The 15,277-nt window shown below is 65.3% G+C and carries 15 protein-coding genes and 1 pseudogene; 5 read left to right on the forward strand and 11 right to left on the reverse strand.

Annotated elements, in window-relative coordinates:
• Positions 1 to 8 precede the first annotated feature (8 nt).
• On the forward strand, positions 9 to 992 hold the full coding sequence (locus tag FFF93_RS14875; RefSeq protein ID WP_138768231.1) for an electron transfer flavoprotein subunit alpha/FixB family protein: 984 nt from the start codon (positions 9 to 11) through the stop codon (positions 990 to 992).
• 124 nt (positions 993 to 1,116) lie between these two features.
• Here FFF93_RS14875 and FFF93_RS17210 read toward each other — a convergent pair whose 3' ends face one another.
• Complete coding sequence (locus tag FFF93_RS17210; RefSeq protein ID WP_315851459.1) at positions 1,117 to 1,329, reverse strand: hypothetical protein; 213 nt, start codon at positions 1,327 to 1,329, stop codon at positions 1,117 to 1,119.
• Between the two features lie 247 nt (positions 1,330 to 1,576).
• On the opposite strand from FFF93_RS17210, the gene FFF93_RS14880 reads away from it, so the two are divergent.
• Positions 1,577 to 2,674 carry a cytochrome b/b6 domain-containing protein gene (locus tag FFF93_RS14880; protein ID WP_315851460.1) on the forward strand — a complete coding sequence of 366 codons (1,098 nt, stop codon included), beginning with the start codon at positions 1,577 to 1,579 and terminating at the stop codon, positions 2,672 to 2,674.
• Between the two features lie 136 nt (positions 2,675 to 2,810).
• Here FFF93_RS14880 and FFF93_RS14885 read toward each other — a convergent pair whose 3' ends face one another.
• Together FFF93_RS14885 and FFF93_RS14890 are read right to left on the reverse strand one after the other, a co-directional pair.
• The gene (locus tag FFF93_RS14885; RefSeq protein WP_138768229.1) at positions 2,811 to 4,307 is read right to left on the reverse strand and encodes an amino acid permease; all 1,497 of its coding nucleotides are present in this window, start codon (positions 4,305 to 4,307) and stop codon (positions 2,811 to 2,813) included.
• 145 nt (positions 4,308 to 4,452) lie between these two features.
• Positions 4,453 to 5,619 carry an aminotransferase class V-fold PLP-dependent enzyme gene (locus tag FFF93_RS14890; RefSeq protein ID WP_138768228.1) on the reverse strand — a complete coding sequence of 389 codons (1,167 nt, stop codon included), beginning with the start codon at positions 5,617 to 5,619 and terminating at the stop codon, positions 4,453 to 4,455.
• A gap of 45 nt (positions 5,620 to 5,664) precedes the next feature.
• On the opposite strand from FFF93_RS14890, the gene FFF93_RS14895 reads away from it, so the two are divergent.
• On the forward strand, positions 5,665 to 6,243 hold the full coding sequence (locus FFF93_RS14895) for a helix-turn-helix domain-containing protein (RefSeq protein WP_222424631.1): 579 nt from the start codon (positions 5,665 to 5,667) through the stop codon (positions 6,241 to 6,243).
• Between the two features lie 195 nt (positions 6,244 to 6,438).
• A complete protein-coding gene (locus FFF93_RS14900; RefSeq protein ID WP_138770343.1) occupies positions 6,439 to 7,194 on the forward strand; it encodes a cyclase family protein in 756 nt (251 codons plus the stop codon).
• A 43-nt stretch (positions 7,195 to 7,237) separates the two neighbouring features.
• Here FFF93_RS14900 and FFF93_RS14905 read toward each other — a convergent pair whose 3' ends face one another.
• The gene (locus FFF93_RS14905; protein WP_395858396.1) at positions 7,238 to 7,576 is read right to left on the reverse strand and encodes a hypothetical protein; all 339 of its coding nucleotides are present in this window, start codon (positions 7,574 to 7,576) and stop codon (positions 7,238 to 7,240) included.
• Between the two features lie 51 nt (positions 7,577 to 7,627).
• Positions 7,628 to 7,969: a YciI family protein gene (locus FFF93_RS14910; protein WP_138768227.1), complete on the reverse strand. Its 342-nt coding sequence runs from the start codon at positions 7,967 to 7,969 to the stop codon at positions 7,628 to 7,630.
• A 185-nt stretch (positions 7,970 to 8,154) separates the two neighbouring features.
• Between FFF93_RS14910 and FFF93_RS14915 the strand changes: the two genes are divergently transcribed.
• On the forward strand, positions 8,155 to 8,637 hold the full coding sequence (locus tag FFF93_RS14915) for a hypothetical protein (RefSeq protein WP_222424632.1): 483 nt from the start codon (positions 8,155 to 8,157) through the stop codon (positions 8,635 to 8,637).
• 7 nt (positions 8,638 to 8,644) lie between these two features.
• On the opposite strand, the gene FFF93_RS14920 is transcribed toward FFF93_RS14915, so the two are convergent.
• The 6 genes and pseudogenes from FFF93_RS14920 to FFF93_RS14945 form a co-directional block, all read right to left on the reverse strand.
• Positions 8,645 to 9,463: a hypothetical protein gene (locus tag FFF93_RS14920; RefSeq protein WP_138768226.1), complete on the reverse strand. Its 819-nt coding sequence runs from the start codon at positions 9,461 to 9,463 to the stop codon at positions 8,645 to 8,647.
• A 78-nt stretch (positions 9,464 to 9,541) separates the two neighbouring features.
• Positions 9,542 to 10,773: pseudogene (locus FFF93_RS14925) on the reverse strand (RNA polymerase sigma factor).
• Positions 10,770 to 11,093: a YciI family protein gene (locus FFF93_RS14930; RefSeq protein WP_138768225.1), complete on the reverse strand. Its 324-nt coding sequence runs from the start codon at positions 11,091 to 11,093 to the stop codon at positions 10,770 to 10,772. The pseudogene FFF93_RS14925 and the gene FFF93_RS14930 overlap by 4 nt, the downstream one beginning before the upstream one ends.
• A 169-nt stretch (positions 11,094 to 11,262) precedes the next feature.
• Positions 11,263 to 12,549 (reverse strand): MFS transporter, encoded by a 1,287-nt coding sequence (locus FFF93_RS14935; protein WP_138768224.1) that lies wholly within the window; start codon positions 12,547 to 12,549, stop codon positions 11,263 to 11,265.
• 14 nt (positions 12,550 to 12,563) lie between these two features.
• Positions 12,564 to 13,790 (reverse strand): CaiB/BaiF CoA-transferase family protein, encoded by a 1,227-nt coding sequence (locus FFF93_RS14940; protein ID WP_261375178.1) that lies wholly within the window; start codon positions 13,788 to 13,790, stop codon positions 12,564 to 12,566.
• Positions 13,787 to 15,250 (reverse strand): dihydroorotase family protein, encoded by a 1,464-nt coding sequence (locus FFF93_RS14945; protein ID WP_138768223.1) that lies wholly within the window; start codon positions 15,248 to 15,250, stop codon positions 13,787 to 13,789. Before FFF93_RS14945 ends, FFF93_RS14940 begins: the two co-directional genes overlap by 4 nt.
• Positions 15,251 to 15,277: the final 27 nt, after the last annotated feature.

A 15,277-nucleotide genomic window follows, 5' to 3' on the forward strand; every position in this document is an offset into this window, starting at 1 on the left:
GCAACGACATGACTGATTTCCCTCCTGACGCAATCCTGGTGGTCGTGGAAACCCGGGCCTCCGGTGACCTCGAGAAGGCCGCGGCCGGTCTCTTCGGCGCCGCCGCCGGCGCCGGCACGCCGGTTGCCTTGGTGTTGGCCGCCCCCGACGCCGGGAGCGCCGCCGCCGCCGAGGCCGCGGCGCTTGGTGCCGCGCACGTACTGATTGCCGAGACGCCGGATCCGTCCGCGCTGGGCGTGCCGGGCGTGGACGCGCTGGCCGCCGCCGTCGAGCGGGTGCGCCCGGATGCGATCCTGGTCTCGCATTCCCTGAACGGGCGGGACCTGGCCGGCCGCTACGCTGCCCGTGCGCGCGCGGCGGTGTCCGTTGACGCCGTCGGCGTCTCCCGCGATGACGAGGGCGTGGTGGCACACCACTCGGTCTACGGCGGCGCCTACGACGTGACGTCAACGGCCACGTTCGGGCCGCCGGTCATCACGGTCCGCCAGGGCTCCATCGAGGCCCGTGCTGCGGCCCAGCCGCCGGCGTCGGAGACCCTGGCAGTCACGCCCTCCGGGAGGAAGGCCGCCCGGATCGATTCGTTCGAGGAGGCCGTCGCGGCCACCACCCGGCCGGAATTGCGCGGTGCGGCGAAGGTCGTCGCGGGCGGCCGAGGTCTTGGGTCGGCGGAACAGTTCGCACTCGTCGAGCAGCTCGCCGATACCCTCGGCGCCGCGATTGGTGCCTCGCGTGCCGCGGTGGACGCAGGCTACGTTCCGCAGTCGCAGCAGGTGGGCCAGACAGGGGTTTCCGTGTCCTCCCAGCTCTACATCGCGCTCGGCATTTCGGGGGCAATCCAGCACCGGGCCGGCATGCAGACCGCCAAGACGATCGTCGCCATCAACAAGGATGCGGACGCCCCAATCTTCGAGATCGCCGACTTTGGTGTGGTGGGCGACCTCTTCAAGGTTGTGCCCCAGCTCATCAGCGCCCTTGAGGCCCGGAAGAAATAGCGATGGCAACTCAGTCTGGGTCCGTTCGGCGGGGCCTGCCGCGCGTGCCGGGCGGCGAGCCTTGGCCGCCTGCGGGCGAAGCCCCCGCACACCTCATCACGGCGGGCGCGGCGACGGCCGCTGTTCAGGACACGGTGCCGGCGGCGGCGCAGTCCGTTCCGGTCGCTGTCGTGAACGACGGCGGAGGGGCGGCGTCAGCCCCGGTGACCCGGGTGGCCGCGCGGCTCCGCCGTGGCCTGCCACGTGTGCCGGGCGGCGAGCCCTGGCCGCCGGCGGGCGAGGTGTTGGCGTCGGCTGCGAATCGGTCCGCGGCTCCGGCCGCCGTCGCCGAGCCCACTACGGTTCCGGTTGCCGTTCCGGCACCGACCGCCCCGGTTGCTCCGCTTGCGCCGCTTGCTCCGCTCGAGAAGGCAGCGCCGGCTACGGCGGCGCCGGCCACTGGGCCCGCCGCTGCACCGGCCACGTCGACGGCGGGTGCCGCTCAGCTTCGACGCGGACTCCCCCGGGTTCCCGGCGGTGAACCGTGGCCGCCGGCAGGCCTTGCCCCGGCAGCCTCTGCCCCACCTGTTCCCGCGGCAGAGGCCGTGCCGCAACCCGTTGCCCTGGCTCCTTCACCAGCTGCCGCTCCGGCCGCCGTCGTCGTCGCGGAGACCGCTACCGACAAGACGCCGCCAGCGGCGCCGCGTGAACCCGCTCCCGCAGCAGCCGCCGCGGCCGCGGCCGCGCCTCCCGCCGTCGTCGAAAAGCCCGCAAAGCCCGTGGCTCCCAAGGCCGAGGCCAAGCTCTACGGTTCGCGCACCCTGGCCCAGTGGATCACGCGCGTCGTGCTCCTCGCCGTCGGCGCAGTGGCCGCCGCCGGGATTCTGGTGCTGGCCGCGCGCGGTGTGACGACGCTACCGGGCGTGCCGGAATTCCTCGAAAGGTACCCCGGCGAATACGAGCTGCCCCCGACGGCGGAGCCAGGCTTCCCCTGGTGGGCGCAGTGGGCGCACTTCTTCAACATCTTCCTGATGGTGCTCATCATCCGCTCCGGCTACCAGGTGCGCACCCAGCAGAAGCCGCCGGCGTACTGGACGCCGAAGCGCGGCGGCAAGAAGATCAGCATCACCCTGTGGCTGCACCAGTCGCTCGACATCTTGTGGCTGGCCAACGGTCTCATCTTTTCGGCGCTTCTGTTTGCCACGGGCCACTGGATGCGGATCGTCCCGACCAGCTGGGAGGTGTTCCCGAACGCGCTCTCCGCGCTGCTGCAGTACATGACCCTCGACTGGCCCGTGGAGAACGGCTGGGTGAACTACAACAGCCTGCAGCAGCTGATGTATTTCCTGGTGGTGTTCATCGCCGCCCCGCTCGCGGCCATCACGGGCGTGCGCATGAGCGAGTTCTGGCCAAAGAACGCGAAGACGCTGAACAAGACCTACCCCGTGGAGGTGGCGCGCGCGATCCACTTCCCCACGATGCTGTTCTTCGTGCTGTTCATCCTCATCCACGTGTTCCTGGTGTTCGCGACCGGTGCGCTGCGCAATCTGAACCACATGTTCGCGGGCACCGACCAGGTGAACTGGGCGGGGTTCTGGCTCTTCGCGGCCGCCATCGCCATCACCACTGCCGGCTGGTACGCCGCGCGTCCCATCGTGCTCGCGCCGATTGCGAAGCTGTTCGGGAAAGTGAGCAGCCGCTAGGTCCGAGGCTGCGCATCGTCCGCGGGAGACAGCACCAGGGAACTCCGTGAGAAAGGCTCCCGGCGAACAGCGTTAGTGCATATCGGCTGTCCACCGGGAGCCTTCTTCACTAGATGCCGGCTAAGAATGCCTGCTTCTAATCCGTGCCTGTTATGGCGGGCGCGAGGCTGGAATCAGGCGAAACGCCGTTAGCCCGAGCCACTTCCTCCCGCAGGGGGTCGTAGCGATCACCACCAGCATGTGTCCGCTTATCGACGAAGTAGAACGCGACCAGGAGCAGGGCGAAGAACGGGACTCCCGCCATCCACGTCCACGTCAGGCCGTCGATGAAAGTCGTGGAGACCAGAACGGCGGTGAGGAACAGGGCCGCCAGCACGGTGGTCACTGGCGCGCCCTTTAGCCTTGCGGGCGACTTGGGGAGATTATGACGAGCTCGAACGATACGGAATCGCATGTGGGTGATCAGAATCAGAATCCAGACGACGAGCGCGCCGAAGACCGAGATCCCGAAGAGAGCCAAGTACGCACTGTCGGCCGCGACCACCGAGATTATGGCTGCCAGCAGCATTCCTGCCGAGCTCAGGATCAACGCCAAAGCCGGGGCGCCGCCCTTGGTCAATTTCCCGGTCCACTGCGGCGCGTACCTATGTGCCGCCAGCGAATGGAGCATGCGGGACGTGAGGTAGAGGTTGGCGTTGGCGGAAGATAGCGCCGCGGTCAGGACGACAAAGTTCATGATCGTGGCGGCAGCCGGAACGCCGGCGGCTTCAAAGACCAACACGAAGGGGCTGGCATGGATGTTGCTGCCCACCTGGGCCGTTGCAGTCCACGGCACGACCGCCAGGACGATCGTTATCGCAACGACGTAGAACAGTGCAAGACGGAGTGCCATCGACCTCGTGGCTCTCACCACGTCGCGCGCCGGGTTTTCAGATTCCGCAGCGGTAACGGAAACGACTTCGGTGCCAATGAAGCTGAAAATCACAAAGACCATGGCGAGCAACAGTCCTTGGACGCCGTTAGGCATGAAGCCACCGTTGGAAACCAAGTTTTCGACGCCGACGGACGGGCGCCCTGGAAGTCCGAAGACCATCAAGGCCACACCCAAGAGGATGAAGGCAACAATGGCGCTGACCTTGATCATGGAGAACCAGTACTCGACTTTGCCGAACAACTTAACGGCCGATGCATTCACACCCAGGATGGCGATGGAGAAGACAACCGTTGTGAGCCAGAGGGGGATTTCCGGCCACCAGAACCTGACGAAGATTCCGGCGGCGATCACTTCGCCCCCGATGGCAATGCACTGAATAGCCCAGTACGTCCACCGCACGACGAACCCGGCCCACCGGCCAATGTAAGAGTGAGCCAGAACGCCAAATGCCCCCGCAGTTGGGTGAACGACCACCATCTCGGCAAGTGCCCATGCAATCACGAGGGCGACGAGCCCGCACACCACGTACGCAATGATCGTCGATGGCCCAGCTTGCGAGATGGCAAGCCCGGATCCCAGAAATAGCCCGGTGCCGATGGCTCCGCCCAACCCGATCATGCCGAGCTGGCGGCCTGTTAGCCGGCGCTGCAGGCCATGGGTGTTCGCTTCCAGGGGGGCAGATGTTTCGCGTACCGTCATGACGTATTCCTCCTTGTTTTCTCGGGAAATCTGGGGAAATGCATTGTTTCAAGCGCCGTCGGTGAAGCTGGGCTCAAAAATCGGTTACTCCCGTTTGAGGGCCCGACGGCGGTAACGGACTCTGCCACAGCCCGGGTCGGTGCTCTTATAACGAGCGGTATTCCGTCAAAGCCTCAATAGCTGCATCGATGTCGGCGTCCGAGGTGTAGTAGTGAAGGGACATGCGCAGAAGCTCGCCTCTGGGGGCCGTCATGATGCGGCGTTCATGCAACCATGCGCCGAGTGAGACTGGGTCATCGTCAACGATGGCCACCTGCGGGCCGTGGCGATCGCTGTTTGCCGATCGGCTCACCGCAAAGCCTGCGGCCTCGGCTCCGGCAGCCAGCTTGTCGGCAAGCCGCATGACGTGGGCAAATCCGGCAACCTGGTCGACTTGCTCCAGCAGCCCAAGGCCTGCGACGGCGGCGTAGGCGGCCGGAATGGCAGGGGTGCCAGCTTCGAATCGGCGCGCATCCGTGGGATAGTCCACCATTTCCGGGTCAAACGCGAAGGGATTCACACGGCCGAACCAGCCCGTGAGTTCCGCGTCCCGCTCCGAACGAATGCCGTCCTTGACATACAGGAAGGCAATGCCGGCCAGGCCCAGCATGTATTTGAGTGAGCCGGTCACAAGGTAGTCGCAATTCATTGCCTTGACATCGATTGGGACAACGCCTGCACCTTGGTAAGCGTCGACAAACATCCGGGCTCCGCTCCCATGGGCGAGCGCAGTGATCTCGGCAAGCGGCGGCCGGGCTCCGTCGTGGTAGCTAACAAGGGGAGCTGAAACCAGGGCAGTTGACTCGTCGATGGCGTTCGTCCAGGCGCCAACCTCCAAAGCCTCAAATCGGTCGGAGACCGACTTGATTTTTGCACCCTGCGCCTGTTGCGCCCGAAGCACGTGGCCCACGGAGGGGAATTCTAGTGCGGACGTGACGATGCCCGTCCGGTTGTTCCAATCGAGGCTAGAAGCGACTTGGTACGCTCCCTCGGACGCCGAACTGACAATGGCGATCTCACTGGGTTCAGCATTGATGAATCGCGCAAAGCGCGCCCGAGCTTCTTCCACCTTGTTCATCCACAGTTCCCACGGGGCTCCGGCGTTCTGCAGTGAGCCGGCGATGTCGAGCAGGCTGTAAGTTAGTTGGGCCGACAGGGCGCCTTGGCTGCAGCTTGCCAGATGCGTCATGTTGGTCAGCGGGGGGAACTCCCGCCGGAAATCGGCGGGGTCGAAGGAGCCGCCGTCATGTGCCGCAAATTTTTTCGTCGTCATGAGCTGACAATATGCACGAACTTTAGTGTGGTCAATAGTTATTTAGTGTCACTGAATATCTCAGGTTCGGAAGGGAACACAATGGATGGTCTGCGCATACGCGAGCTTCGGACGGAACAAGGGATGACACTCTCCCAACTGGCCAGCCAGTCCGGCCTTTCCGAGGGGATGATCAGCCAGGTTGAACGTGGACTGACCGACCCGAGCCTCGAGACCCTGCGAAAGATCTCCCGGGTCCTCAACCTGCCCCTTTTCCAGCTGTTCCATCAAGATGACGCCGACCGGAGCAGGGTGACGGTGCTCCGAAAGGGGCACCAGGTGCAAATAACGTCCCCCGCCACGAACATCACCTATCTCCGGCAGTCGGCGGGTCACGGTCAGCTTGAAGTCCTGCGGGGAACTCTTGCCCCGGGTGGCGCGTCGAGCCTTGAGCCCTGGAGTCACCCCGCCGAAGAATGTGTCGTCGTCATCTCAGGGCTTCTTGAAGTCGAAATCCAGGGCGAAAACATTTCGTTGGAACCAGGCGATAGTTGCCATTTTGATTCCACACTGCCCCACAGGCTGCTCAACATCAGCAACGAGCCCACGGTTTTCATAACCGCGGTAACGCCGCCAAGCTACTAGCAGTCGAGGGCGGCCGGCCGGCGGGACCATCCCGCCGCGGAAGTGGCGCGCCCATTGACGGGGTGGGTGTCGCTGGGTACTGTGGTCCAAATCGCCGCATGGCAGTTCGGTGACGATCGTCAAAAATTTGTACGACAGAAGGCGGTTCTCGTGACTACGACAGGTACGACTCGGCTGGATGAGGCCCTGCAGGCAATGGTGCGTGGAGACATCGAAATCATTGATCTCACGGCTCCACTGAGCAGCAGCACGCCCGCGCTGCGCCTTCCGGCACCGTTTGCGAACCTCATTGACTTCAGCCTCGACGAAGTCAGTGCGTACAACGAGCCCGGCCCATTTTGGCGCCACAACAACATCCACACCGGCGAACATATTGGCACCCACCTCGACGCCCCCATCCACTGGGTGACCGGCAAAGATGGCTATGACGTCTCCGAAATTCCGGTGCAGCGGCTCATTGGGCCCGCCGTCGTCCTGGATTTCACTGCGGAAGCGGCCGACGATGCGGATTTCCTGCTGGAAATCTCCCACGTCAAGAACTGGGAATCCCGGCATGGCGCCATTCCCGACCACGCCTGGGTGCTGTTTAAGACCGGATGGGACAAATACTCACGGAACGAAGAGCAGTTCTTGAACCTGGATGAGTCAGGATCACACACGCCCGGAGTCTCCGCAGAGTGCGCGAAGTGGCTCGCCGAGGAAACCAATATCACCGGGTTCGGTGTCGAAACCGTTGGGATCGACGCCGGTAACGGCGTAGCCCTCGACCCGCCCTTCCCTGCCCACCACTTCCTTCTCGGCAACGACAAGTACGGCATCACATCGCTGCAGAACCTGGACAGGCTGCCTGCCGTCGGCGCTGTCTTGGTCGTATGCCCCCTGCCTATCGTCGGCGGGAGCGGAAGCCCGACTCGCGTGTTGGCACTCGTAGACAGGACAGCCAGCGCCTAGAGCAACTACTAGCCCTTTCGCTGAGGCAGCTCGACATACCTGCTCACCCAGTCTCGTCCGGCAGGCTTGCGTCGATGGGGAAGGTCATGAACGCCGGCGTCTCGTACGGGTGCGCGGACAGCGCGGCGCTGACGACGGCGTTGCGCCGGGCGCGCGGGTAGATGGCCTCGATCCGGGTCTCAGGGACTTCTTCGGGGGAACCGACGGCACCGATGGTCGGGGTCGCGCCCGGCAGAGGCGTGAACCGCCCGGTGCCGTCAAGACTGAACGAGCAGTGCGAATAGTTGCCCAGCCTGCCCGCCCCGGCGTCGCCGATGGCCCGCCGGACCGCGTCCGCAGCTTCAGTGGGGACATAGATGACCAAACAATCCATGGGTTCCATGGCTGAAAGTCTGGCACGGGCCACCCTGTGACGCCGGCGCCGGCGTCACCATCAGCTGGCCGGGTCGTACTGGAACGCGCGCACCTCCTGCGCGCAACGGCAGGAGGCCGCGATCTTCGCGGCCCACTCCAAGGCCGCCTCATACGAGGGCAACTCAAGCACCGAATAGCCCCCTTCAAGCCGCGCCGTCTGGGCGTAGGTCCCCTCGCGGACCGTCCCGTCGGCGTCGACCATGACGGGCGGAACGCTCTCGTCGATGCCGCCGCCGAAGACCCAGACGCCGGCGTCCTTGGCCTCCTGCACGACGGCGTGCGCCGCGTCAGCAACGGCCTGCAGCTCTTCCTCGGGGAAGACCATGGCGGCACTCGGAAACGAGATCAGATACTTGGTCATCGGGCGGGCTCCTTCTTCGCAGGATGGCGGATGGCGTTCATCCTCGCGGACCGCACAGTGCCGCGCAAGGTCCTGGCTGGGCCCACAGCTTGAAATAACCGCCGTGTCCGGCCCTCAAATAGGGGGACAGAATCATCCCGTGGTGGGAGTATGTCGAACGTATATTCGCCCACAAAGGAGCATCAGTGCCACTGGAAGCCTTAGAGGACAGCCCGACCGACTTCGACTTCATCATCGGAACCTGGGCCGTGCGGCACGAACGACTCAACCAGCTCTTCGCGGCATGCACCGAATGGACCGAGTTCACAGGCCTGTCGTCGACTTCCAAGACGCTCGGCGGATACGGAAACCTTGAAGATAACCTCCTGAGATTCCCCAGCGGCGATGCACGTGCGATCGCCATCAGGTCGTACTCGCCAGACCTCGGGACGTGGTCTATCTGGTGGTTGGATGGCCGCAGTCCCGGCACCCTTGACACGCCCGTCGTCGGCAAATTCGATTCCGGCGTTGGGACCTTCTTCGCGGACGACAATCTGGACGGCACCCCTATTCGGGTGCGGTTTACCTGGAATTCAACGACCGAGAATCCGAGGTGGGAACAAGCGTTCTCCAACGACGGCGGAAACACCTGGGAGACGAATTGGCGGATGGAATTCATCCCGGCCTAGTCAGAACCTAGGCCTTGTCCTTGGCCCACCACAGGAATTCGGAAGCGTGCTGCTGGTGCCGGAATCCGTCGCCGAGAAGTGCAAGCAGCAGGTCGTTGCTCCAGAGTATGAGACGTCCGATCGTCCAGTCGACCCGCTCGGGATCGGGCAATTCGAGACCCCAGAGTGAGCGTGCAATCTCCCGCTTACCGGCCACGCCGGTGTACATGAGGATCGTCAGGTACCTCTCGGGGTCGACGATGCACAGAACCTTAGTCAGCAGCGACTCCTTGAACCCCTTCATCGAGAAGGGTGTGGTGTCCTTGATGAGGGCGGTGAGACGGTCCTCCAAATCGGCCGGCGACGTGCCCCGAAGCAGATACTCGACTGCCTTGCGGACCTGCGCCGCGCCGGTTTCGGCCCCCATTTCATTCCAAGCCTCATTAAAGACGGACATGTTACCTGGGTTGGCGCCAACGTTAGAGTTGGCGAAGGCCTTGAGATCCAGAGGGTCCGCGTTCGGTAAGCCCTCGGCGCTGAACACCTGCTGGTACTTGGCCCAGTACGGGGCGACGTTCGGCTCAGGCTCGGGCTCCCGCTTGAGAAACTCAGACTTGAGTTCGTTGGCCCGTGCGAGCTTCACGGGATCGACGTCCCCGGGCTTCGGGAACCGCTTCTTGATGTCCTCAAGTGTTGGCAAGGGGATCTTTTGCCGCTCCGGCTCGCCGCGGAGCCACTCAAATCCGCAGTGCTCGCACTTGAGCCTCCGCTGCGTCCCCGACAGCATCTCGACGCGCACGACGTATTCGTCGGTAAGGCAGGTGGAACAATCGAGGTCAATTGCCATGGGAGTTGCCTTCCGAGCACGCTGAATATGACCCGCAGTGGGCCACCCAAACGGTAACAGCCTCGGGGTAAATCCGGCTCAACTACCCAGCTGGTCCCGGCGGCGTTTTAGGGTGGCGGCCTCGGCGGAGTTGCCCGCCAGCTCGATGGCCGTCTCATACGCCGCATCCGCGTCCGCTGTGCGGCCCGCCGCAACAGCTCGGCGCGGGTGGCGTAGTAGGCGTGGTAGCCGGCCAGGTCCGGCCCCAGCCGCTCGACGGCGGCCAGGGCCACGTGCGGCCCGTCAAGCTCGGCTACCGCGATGGCCCGGTTGAGCGCGACGATCGGCGATGGGTCGAGGGCCACCAGTTGGTCGTAGAGCGCGACGATCTGCGACCAGTCGGTCTCGTGGATATCGCGGGCAGAGGTGTGCACGGCATTGATGGCCGCGAGGAGCTGGTACGGCCCCGGCGCCTTCCCGGAGGCCAGCCGCTCCCGCACCAGGCGGTGGCCCTCGGCGATCAGCGTCCTGTCCCAGGCACTCCGGTCCTGCTCATCTAGGGTGACGAGTTCGCCGCCTGCCGAGATCCGGGCGGCGCTGCGGGCCTCGGTGAGGAGCATCAGGGCCAGCAGGCCGGCCACCTCGCCGTCGTCCGGCAAGAGGGCCCGGAGCTGGCGGGTGAGCCGGATGGCCTCGGCGGTCAGGTCGGTACGGACGGGGCCGGTGTCCGGGCCCGTGGCCAGATAGCCCTCGTTGAAGACCAGGTAGAGCACGGCGAGCACGCCGGAGATGCGCGCCGGGAGATCCTCCGCGGCCGGCACCCGATAGGGGATCCGGGCGGCCTTGATCTTGGCCTTCGCGCGGGTGATCCGCTGCCCCATGGTGGTTTCCTGTACGAGGAAGGCCCGGGCGATCTCGGGCACGGTCAGGCCGCCGACCATGCGCAGGGTCAGGGCCACACGGGTTGGCAGCGCGAGGGCCGGGTGGCAGCAGGTGAAGATCAGCCGGAGCCGGTCGTCGTCGATGGTGCCGAGCGGTTCGGGAGGGTCGTCGTCGAAGACCAACTGGGCCTCCTGGTGTTTGGTGTTGCGTTTGTTTTCGCGCCGGAGCCGGTCGATGGCTTTTCGCTTGGCCGTGGTGGTCAGCCAGGCGCCGGGGTCGGGCGGGACACCGTCGGACGGCCAGCGTTCGACGGCGGTGGTGAACGCCTCGGCCGCCGCTTCCTCCGCGAGGTCGAGGTCCCCGAAACGGCGGGCCAGGGCGGCGACCACCCGGGCCCAGTTCTCCCGGTAGGCCTGGCTGACGGCGCCGCCGACGTCGGGTGCGTTCACAGGAACGGCCGCACCTCGACCTTCCGGTTGCAGGCCTTCGATCCCTCGGCGGCGAGCTTCAGCGCCACGTCGAGGTCGGGCGCCTCGATGATCCAGAAGCCGGCGAGGTACTCCTTGGACTCCACGAAGGGCCCGTCGGTGACCACGGCGGACTCACCCCGGTTGTCGATGACGGTTGCCGTATCCGGGAATCCGAGGCCGCCGGCGAAAACCCAGTGGCCGTCGGCCCGGAGCCGGTCGTTGAACTCGTCGATGGCCGCCATCTCGTCCGACGGCGCGAGCTCAAGCTGGTCGTGAATCACGGACAGCAAATACTGCATTTCGGGTCATCTCCTGCGGTTTGGGGCGCCCCTCCTGGGCGGCCGCTCACCTTTACTACGAACAACTCTGCCCCGGTTCGACGGGAAACGCGCGGATATTTGAAAAGCAACGTGGAGGCATGGGACCGCTAACGGTCCCACACCTCCACATCTGCGCCTTTCGGAGGGGTTAGCCGTGCGTAGGTACGCTTAGCTCCTCGTCGGCCGTAACGCGCACCGGCTCCTTGGTGAAGAAGAGCAGCGCCGCTGCGGCGATAACGCAGAGGACGGCCATGATGATGAACCCGCCCGTGTAGCTCCCGGATGCGGAAACGATGAAGCCCATGACGCTCGGGGCGATGATGCCGGAGAGCGCGAAGCAGGCGTCAGCAAAGCCGGCGGCGGTGCCCGGTTGCTTGGGCGCGGCGTCGATGGATGCCACCCACCAGATGCCCCCGGTGATGAACCCGAAGCCCACGCCCAGGGAGATGCAGACCAGGGCGAGCGTCAAGGTGACGGGCATGATCAGCAGCGGGACCAGTGAGGCTCCCGCGAGCAGCAGGGCGACGCCGATGATGGTGAAGCGGGAGCGGACCTGCTGGGTACGCTTGTAGATGCGGTCGACCAGCACACCGCCGACCAGGGCGCCCACGACGCCGGCCGCCCAGGGCGCCACGGAAAACGCGCCCACGGCCTTGAGGGACAGCCCGAACCCGGCCTGTAGGTACTGCGGGAGCCAATACATGAACGCCCAGAACATGAAGCCCCAGGCGAAGTAGCCCAGGCCTACGATCCACAGGTTCCGGTTGCGCAGGATCGGGCCCCACTCCATCTTTTCTTCCCGGCCGGTGTCCTCGCCTTCGGTCTGGCCGCTCTTGATGAAGGCGCGCTCCTCCTCCGAGCAGAAAGCCGCCTCACTGGGCGAATTCTTCAGGTACGGGACGGCGATGAGCACCCACAGCACGCCGGCGGCGGCGAGGATCCAGAACATGCCCATCCACCCGGTCAGGGATACCAGCTGGGTCAGGATGGGACCGCCGATCAGGAGGCTGCCGGAGACGGCCACGCCGCCCACCAGGGCGAGAGCCTTGCCGCGTTCCTGGGCGGGGAGCCACCGGCTGGCGATGCGGGTGGCCGCGGGGAAGCACGGTGCCTCGCCGGCACCGAGCACGATCCGGACCAGGATCAGCCCCATGAATCCGCCGGCCGCCGGGGTCAATGCGGAGGACACCGCCCAGACGAGCATGCCCCAGATCAGGACCTTGCGGGAGCCGAACCGGTCCACCAGGGGGCCGGAGAGCAGTGCGAAGATCATATAACCGACGGAGAACGCCGAACTGATGATGCCGTATTCGGCGGCGGAGATGCCGAATTGCTCCCGGATCGGCGTCGCTGCGAACGAGATGGCACTGCGGTCAATGTAATTGACCAGCACCAGCCCAAGGACAATGCAGATCGTAAACCAACGCGTTTTCATAGGATTCCTAGGGGTTAGATGACGCCGCGCTCACGAAGATCGCGGAGTTCGGAGGGATCGTGTCCGAGGGCGGTCAGGACCTCGTCAGTGTCGGCACCGAGCGCTCGTCCGGTGTGCCGAATGGAGCCCGGGGATTTGGTCATCCGCCACATGACGTTTTGCATGCGGACCGATCCAAGGTCTGGGTCGGGGACTCGGGTGATCATCTCCGTGGCAACAATTTGTTCGTCTTCCAGCAGTTCGCTGGGCCGGTAGACAGGCGCCACTGCCGCCCCGGCCGCTTCAAATTCCTGGATCACTTCGTCGCGGGTGCGCTGTTCGACCCAGGTACCGACGTATTCGTCCAGCAACTCAGCGTGCTGGGCCCTCTGCCGGCCGGTCGCAAACCAGGGCTCGTCGAGCACTTCGGGGTGCCCCACCAGGCGCAGGACCCGTTCGGCGATGGCCTGGGCGCTGGTCGAAATCGCCACCCAGTGATCGTCCTTGGTCCGGTAGAGATTGCGGGGCGAGTTGTTCTGCGAGCGGTTGCCGGTGCGGTCCTGGTCGATCCCGAGCTGGTCGGCGTAGATCACGGCCGGCCCGACGGCGGTCATGATCGGGCTGAGCAGGTCCAGGTCGATGACCTGCCCCTCGCCCCCGTTGCGGTCCCGCTCCAGCAGGGCCATGGCGACGGCGGAGGAGCCGGCCACCCCGGCGATCGAGTCGGCCAGCCCGAAGGCCGGGAGCGTGGGCGGGCCGTCCGGTTCGCCGGTGAGGTGCGCGAAGCCGCTCATCGATTCGACCAGGGTTCCGAACGCGGGCCGGGAAGAGTACGGTCCGTGCTGGCCGAAGCCGCTGACCCGCAGCATCACCAGACCGGGGTTGTCCTTCGACAGGACGTCGTACCCCAGCCCCCAGCGCTCGAAGGTGCCCGGCCGGAAGTTTTCGACGACGACGTCGGCCGTGGCGGCCAGCTCGCGAAAGATTTCCTGCCCGGCCTCGGTCCCGAGGTGCAGGGTAACGGTCCGCTTGTTGCGGCTGACCATCTTCCACCACAACGGGATTCCGTCCTTGTCCAGCCCGTGGCCACGCATGCCGTCCGGCTTTGCGGGGTGCTCGATCTTGATGACGTTGGCGCCGAAGTCGCCCAGGATCTGCGCGGCTAGAGGGCCGGCGAGGATGGTCGATGCATCAAGGACTTTGAGCCCGCGAAGCGGTCCGTGATTAGTCTCGGTGACGTCGCCGTACACGTTGCCGCTCACAGGTACGGGCGCTGCAGGTAGCGGCCGACTGGTTCGCCGGTGATGACGCCGTCGGTCAGCACTCGGTGGCCGCGGACGAAGGTGTCCGTGACCTTGGCACCAAGCTCGAAGCCCTCGAACGGCGTGTATTCCTGGGTGGATTCGGAGTCTTCCGCTCGGACGGTCCAGACGACGTCGGGGTCCACGATCGCGATGTCGGCGTCGGCGCCTTCCACCAGCCGGCCCTTGCCCGGCAGGCCGTAGCGGGCCGCCGGGTTCGCGGACGTCAGTTCGGCGATCCGCCGGAGAGACAGCCCGCGCTTGCGTCCCTCGGTGATCAGTCCGGGCAGCAGGTACTCGGTACCGCCGAATCCTGACTTCGCGGCGAAGATGTCGTCGCGGTCGTCACCGAACTTCTGCTCGTCCTTGCAGCAGGCGTGGTCGGAGACCACCCAGTCGATGTTGCCGGCAAGCATGTGCTCCCACAGGGCCTCGACGTCGTCGCGGGGACGCAGCGGCGGGTTGACCTTGCCGCCCAGGCCGTGGGCGGTGTCGATGTCAGCCAGCAGGTGCCCGATCGTCACCTCGCGGCGGAAGTCCACATGCGGGAACGCTTCGGCCATCTTCATGGCGGCCTTCAGCGCCTTGGCCGAGCTCAGGTGCAGGAGGTTGATATTGGGCAGGCCGGTTTCGTCGGCCAGGAAGGACGCGATGGTCACTGCGAGGCCCTCGGAGTGCTGCGGCCGGGACGCGCTGTAGGCGGCGAGCCCGGTGAGGGTGCCTTCCTCCTCCACCAGCTTGGTGTAGGCGCTCATGATCTCGGCGGTCTCGCAGTGCAGCGACAGCGAAATGTGCGGCGCCAGCTCGGGATACTTTTCCCGGGCCGCCTGGATGCCGCGCATCACGAACTCGAAGTGGGCCAGGTTGTAGTTCTCGTCCTCGGGAATCATGAGGAATTCGCTCTGCGAGGTGGAGCGTCCGTGGAGGCCGTGGCTGCCGTAGAACATGAAGATCTTGAAGGAGGTCACCCCGTGGTCTTCGACGAGGGACGGGATCTCCTCGATGTGCTGCTTGGACATCGGGGCGAGGTGGAAGGCGTAGTCGATGTAGGCCTTGCCCTCGGAGGTGGCGAGCACCTCGGGGTAGAACTCGGAGTAGGGGCCGCCCTTGTTGAGGTAGTACTGGCCGGTACGCATGTAGGTGATTGCCGAGGTTACGCCGCCCTGGGCACTCGCCCGGGATTCGGTGACCGTGTCTTCACCCAGCGGGTTGTAGATGCCCCAGTGCTGGTGGGCGTCGACCACGCCGGGGAACACCAGTTTGCCGGCGGCATCGATGACCTCCGCGTCGTCGGCGGAGAGGTCCGGCCCGATCTTGGTGATGGTGCCGTGGGTGACGAGAATGTCCAAATATTCGCCGTCGGCGGGGGCGTTCTCCTCGGGCCGCACAACGGTGCCGTTTTTGATGAGGAAAGTACTCACGAGGAACTCCTGATGATGTGTTGTTGG

This window comes from Arthrobacter sp. KBS0702 (assembly GCF_005937985.2).
Lineage (GTDB): Bacteria > Actinomycetota > Actinomycetes > Actinomycetales > Micrococcaceae > Arthrobacter.

Excerpts from the sequence above, each read along its gene's own strand:
- FFF93_RS14875 (WP_138768231.1), top strand. The coding sequence starts at position 9 with ATGACTGATTTCCCTCCTGACGCAATCCTGGTGGTCGTGGAAACCCGG.
- FFF93_RS14885 (WP_138768229.1), bottom strand. The coding sequence starts at position 4,307 with ATGACGGTACGCGAAACATCTGCCCCCCTGGAAGCGAACACCCATGGC.
- FFF93_RS14890 (WP_138768228.1), bottom strand. The coding sequence starts at position 5,619 with ATGACGACGAAAAAATTTGCGGCACATGACGGCGGCTCCTTCGACCCC.
- FFF93_RS14900 (WP_138770343.1), top strand. The coding sequence starts at position 6,439 with ATGGTGCGTGGAGACATCGAAATCATTGATCTCACGGCTCCACTGAGC.
- FFF93_RS14905 (WP_395858396.1), bottom strand. The coding sequence starts at position 7,576 with ATGGAACCCATGGATTGTTTGGTCATCTATGTCCCCACTGAAGCTGCG.
- FFF93_RS14910 (WP_138768227.1), bottom strand. The coding sequence starts at position 7,969 with ATGACCAAGTATCTGATCTCGTTTCCGAGTGCCGCCATGGTCTTCCCC.
- FFF93_RS14920 (WP_138768226.1), bottom strand. The coding sequence starts at position 9,463 with ATGGCAATTGACCTCGATTGTTCCACCTGCCTTACCGACGAATACGTC.
- FFF93_RS14930 (WP_138768225.1), bottom strand. The coding sequence starts at position 11,093 with ATGCAGTATTTGCTGTCCGTGATTCACGACCAGCTTGAGCTCGCGCCG.
- FFF93_RS14935 (WP_138768224.1), bottom strand. The coding sequence starts at position 12,549 with ATGAAAACGCGTTGGTTTACGATCTGCATTGTCCTTGGGCTGGTGCTG.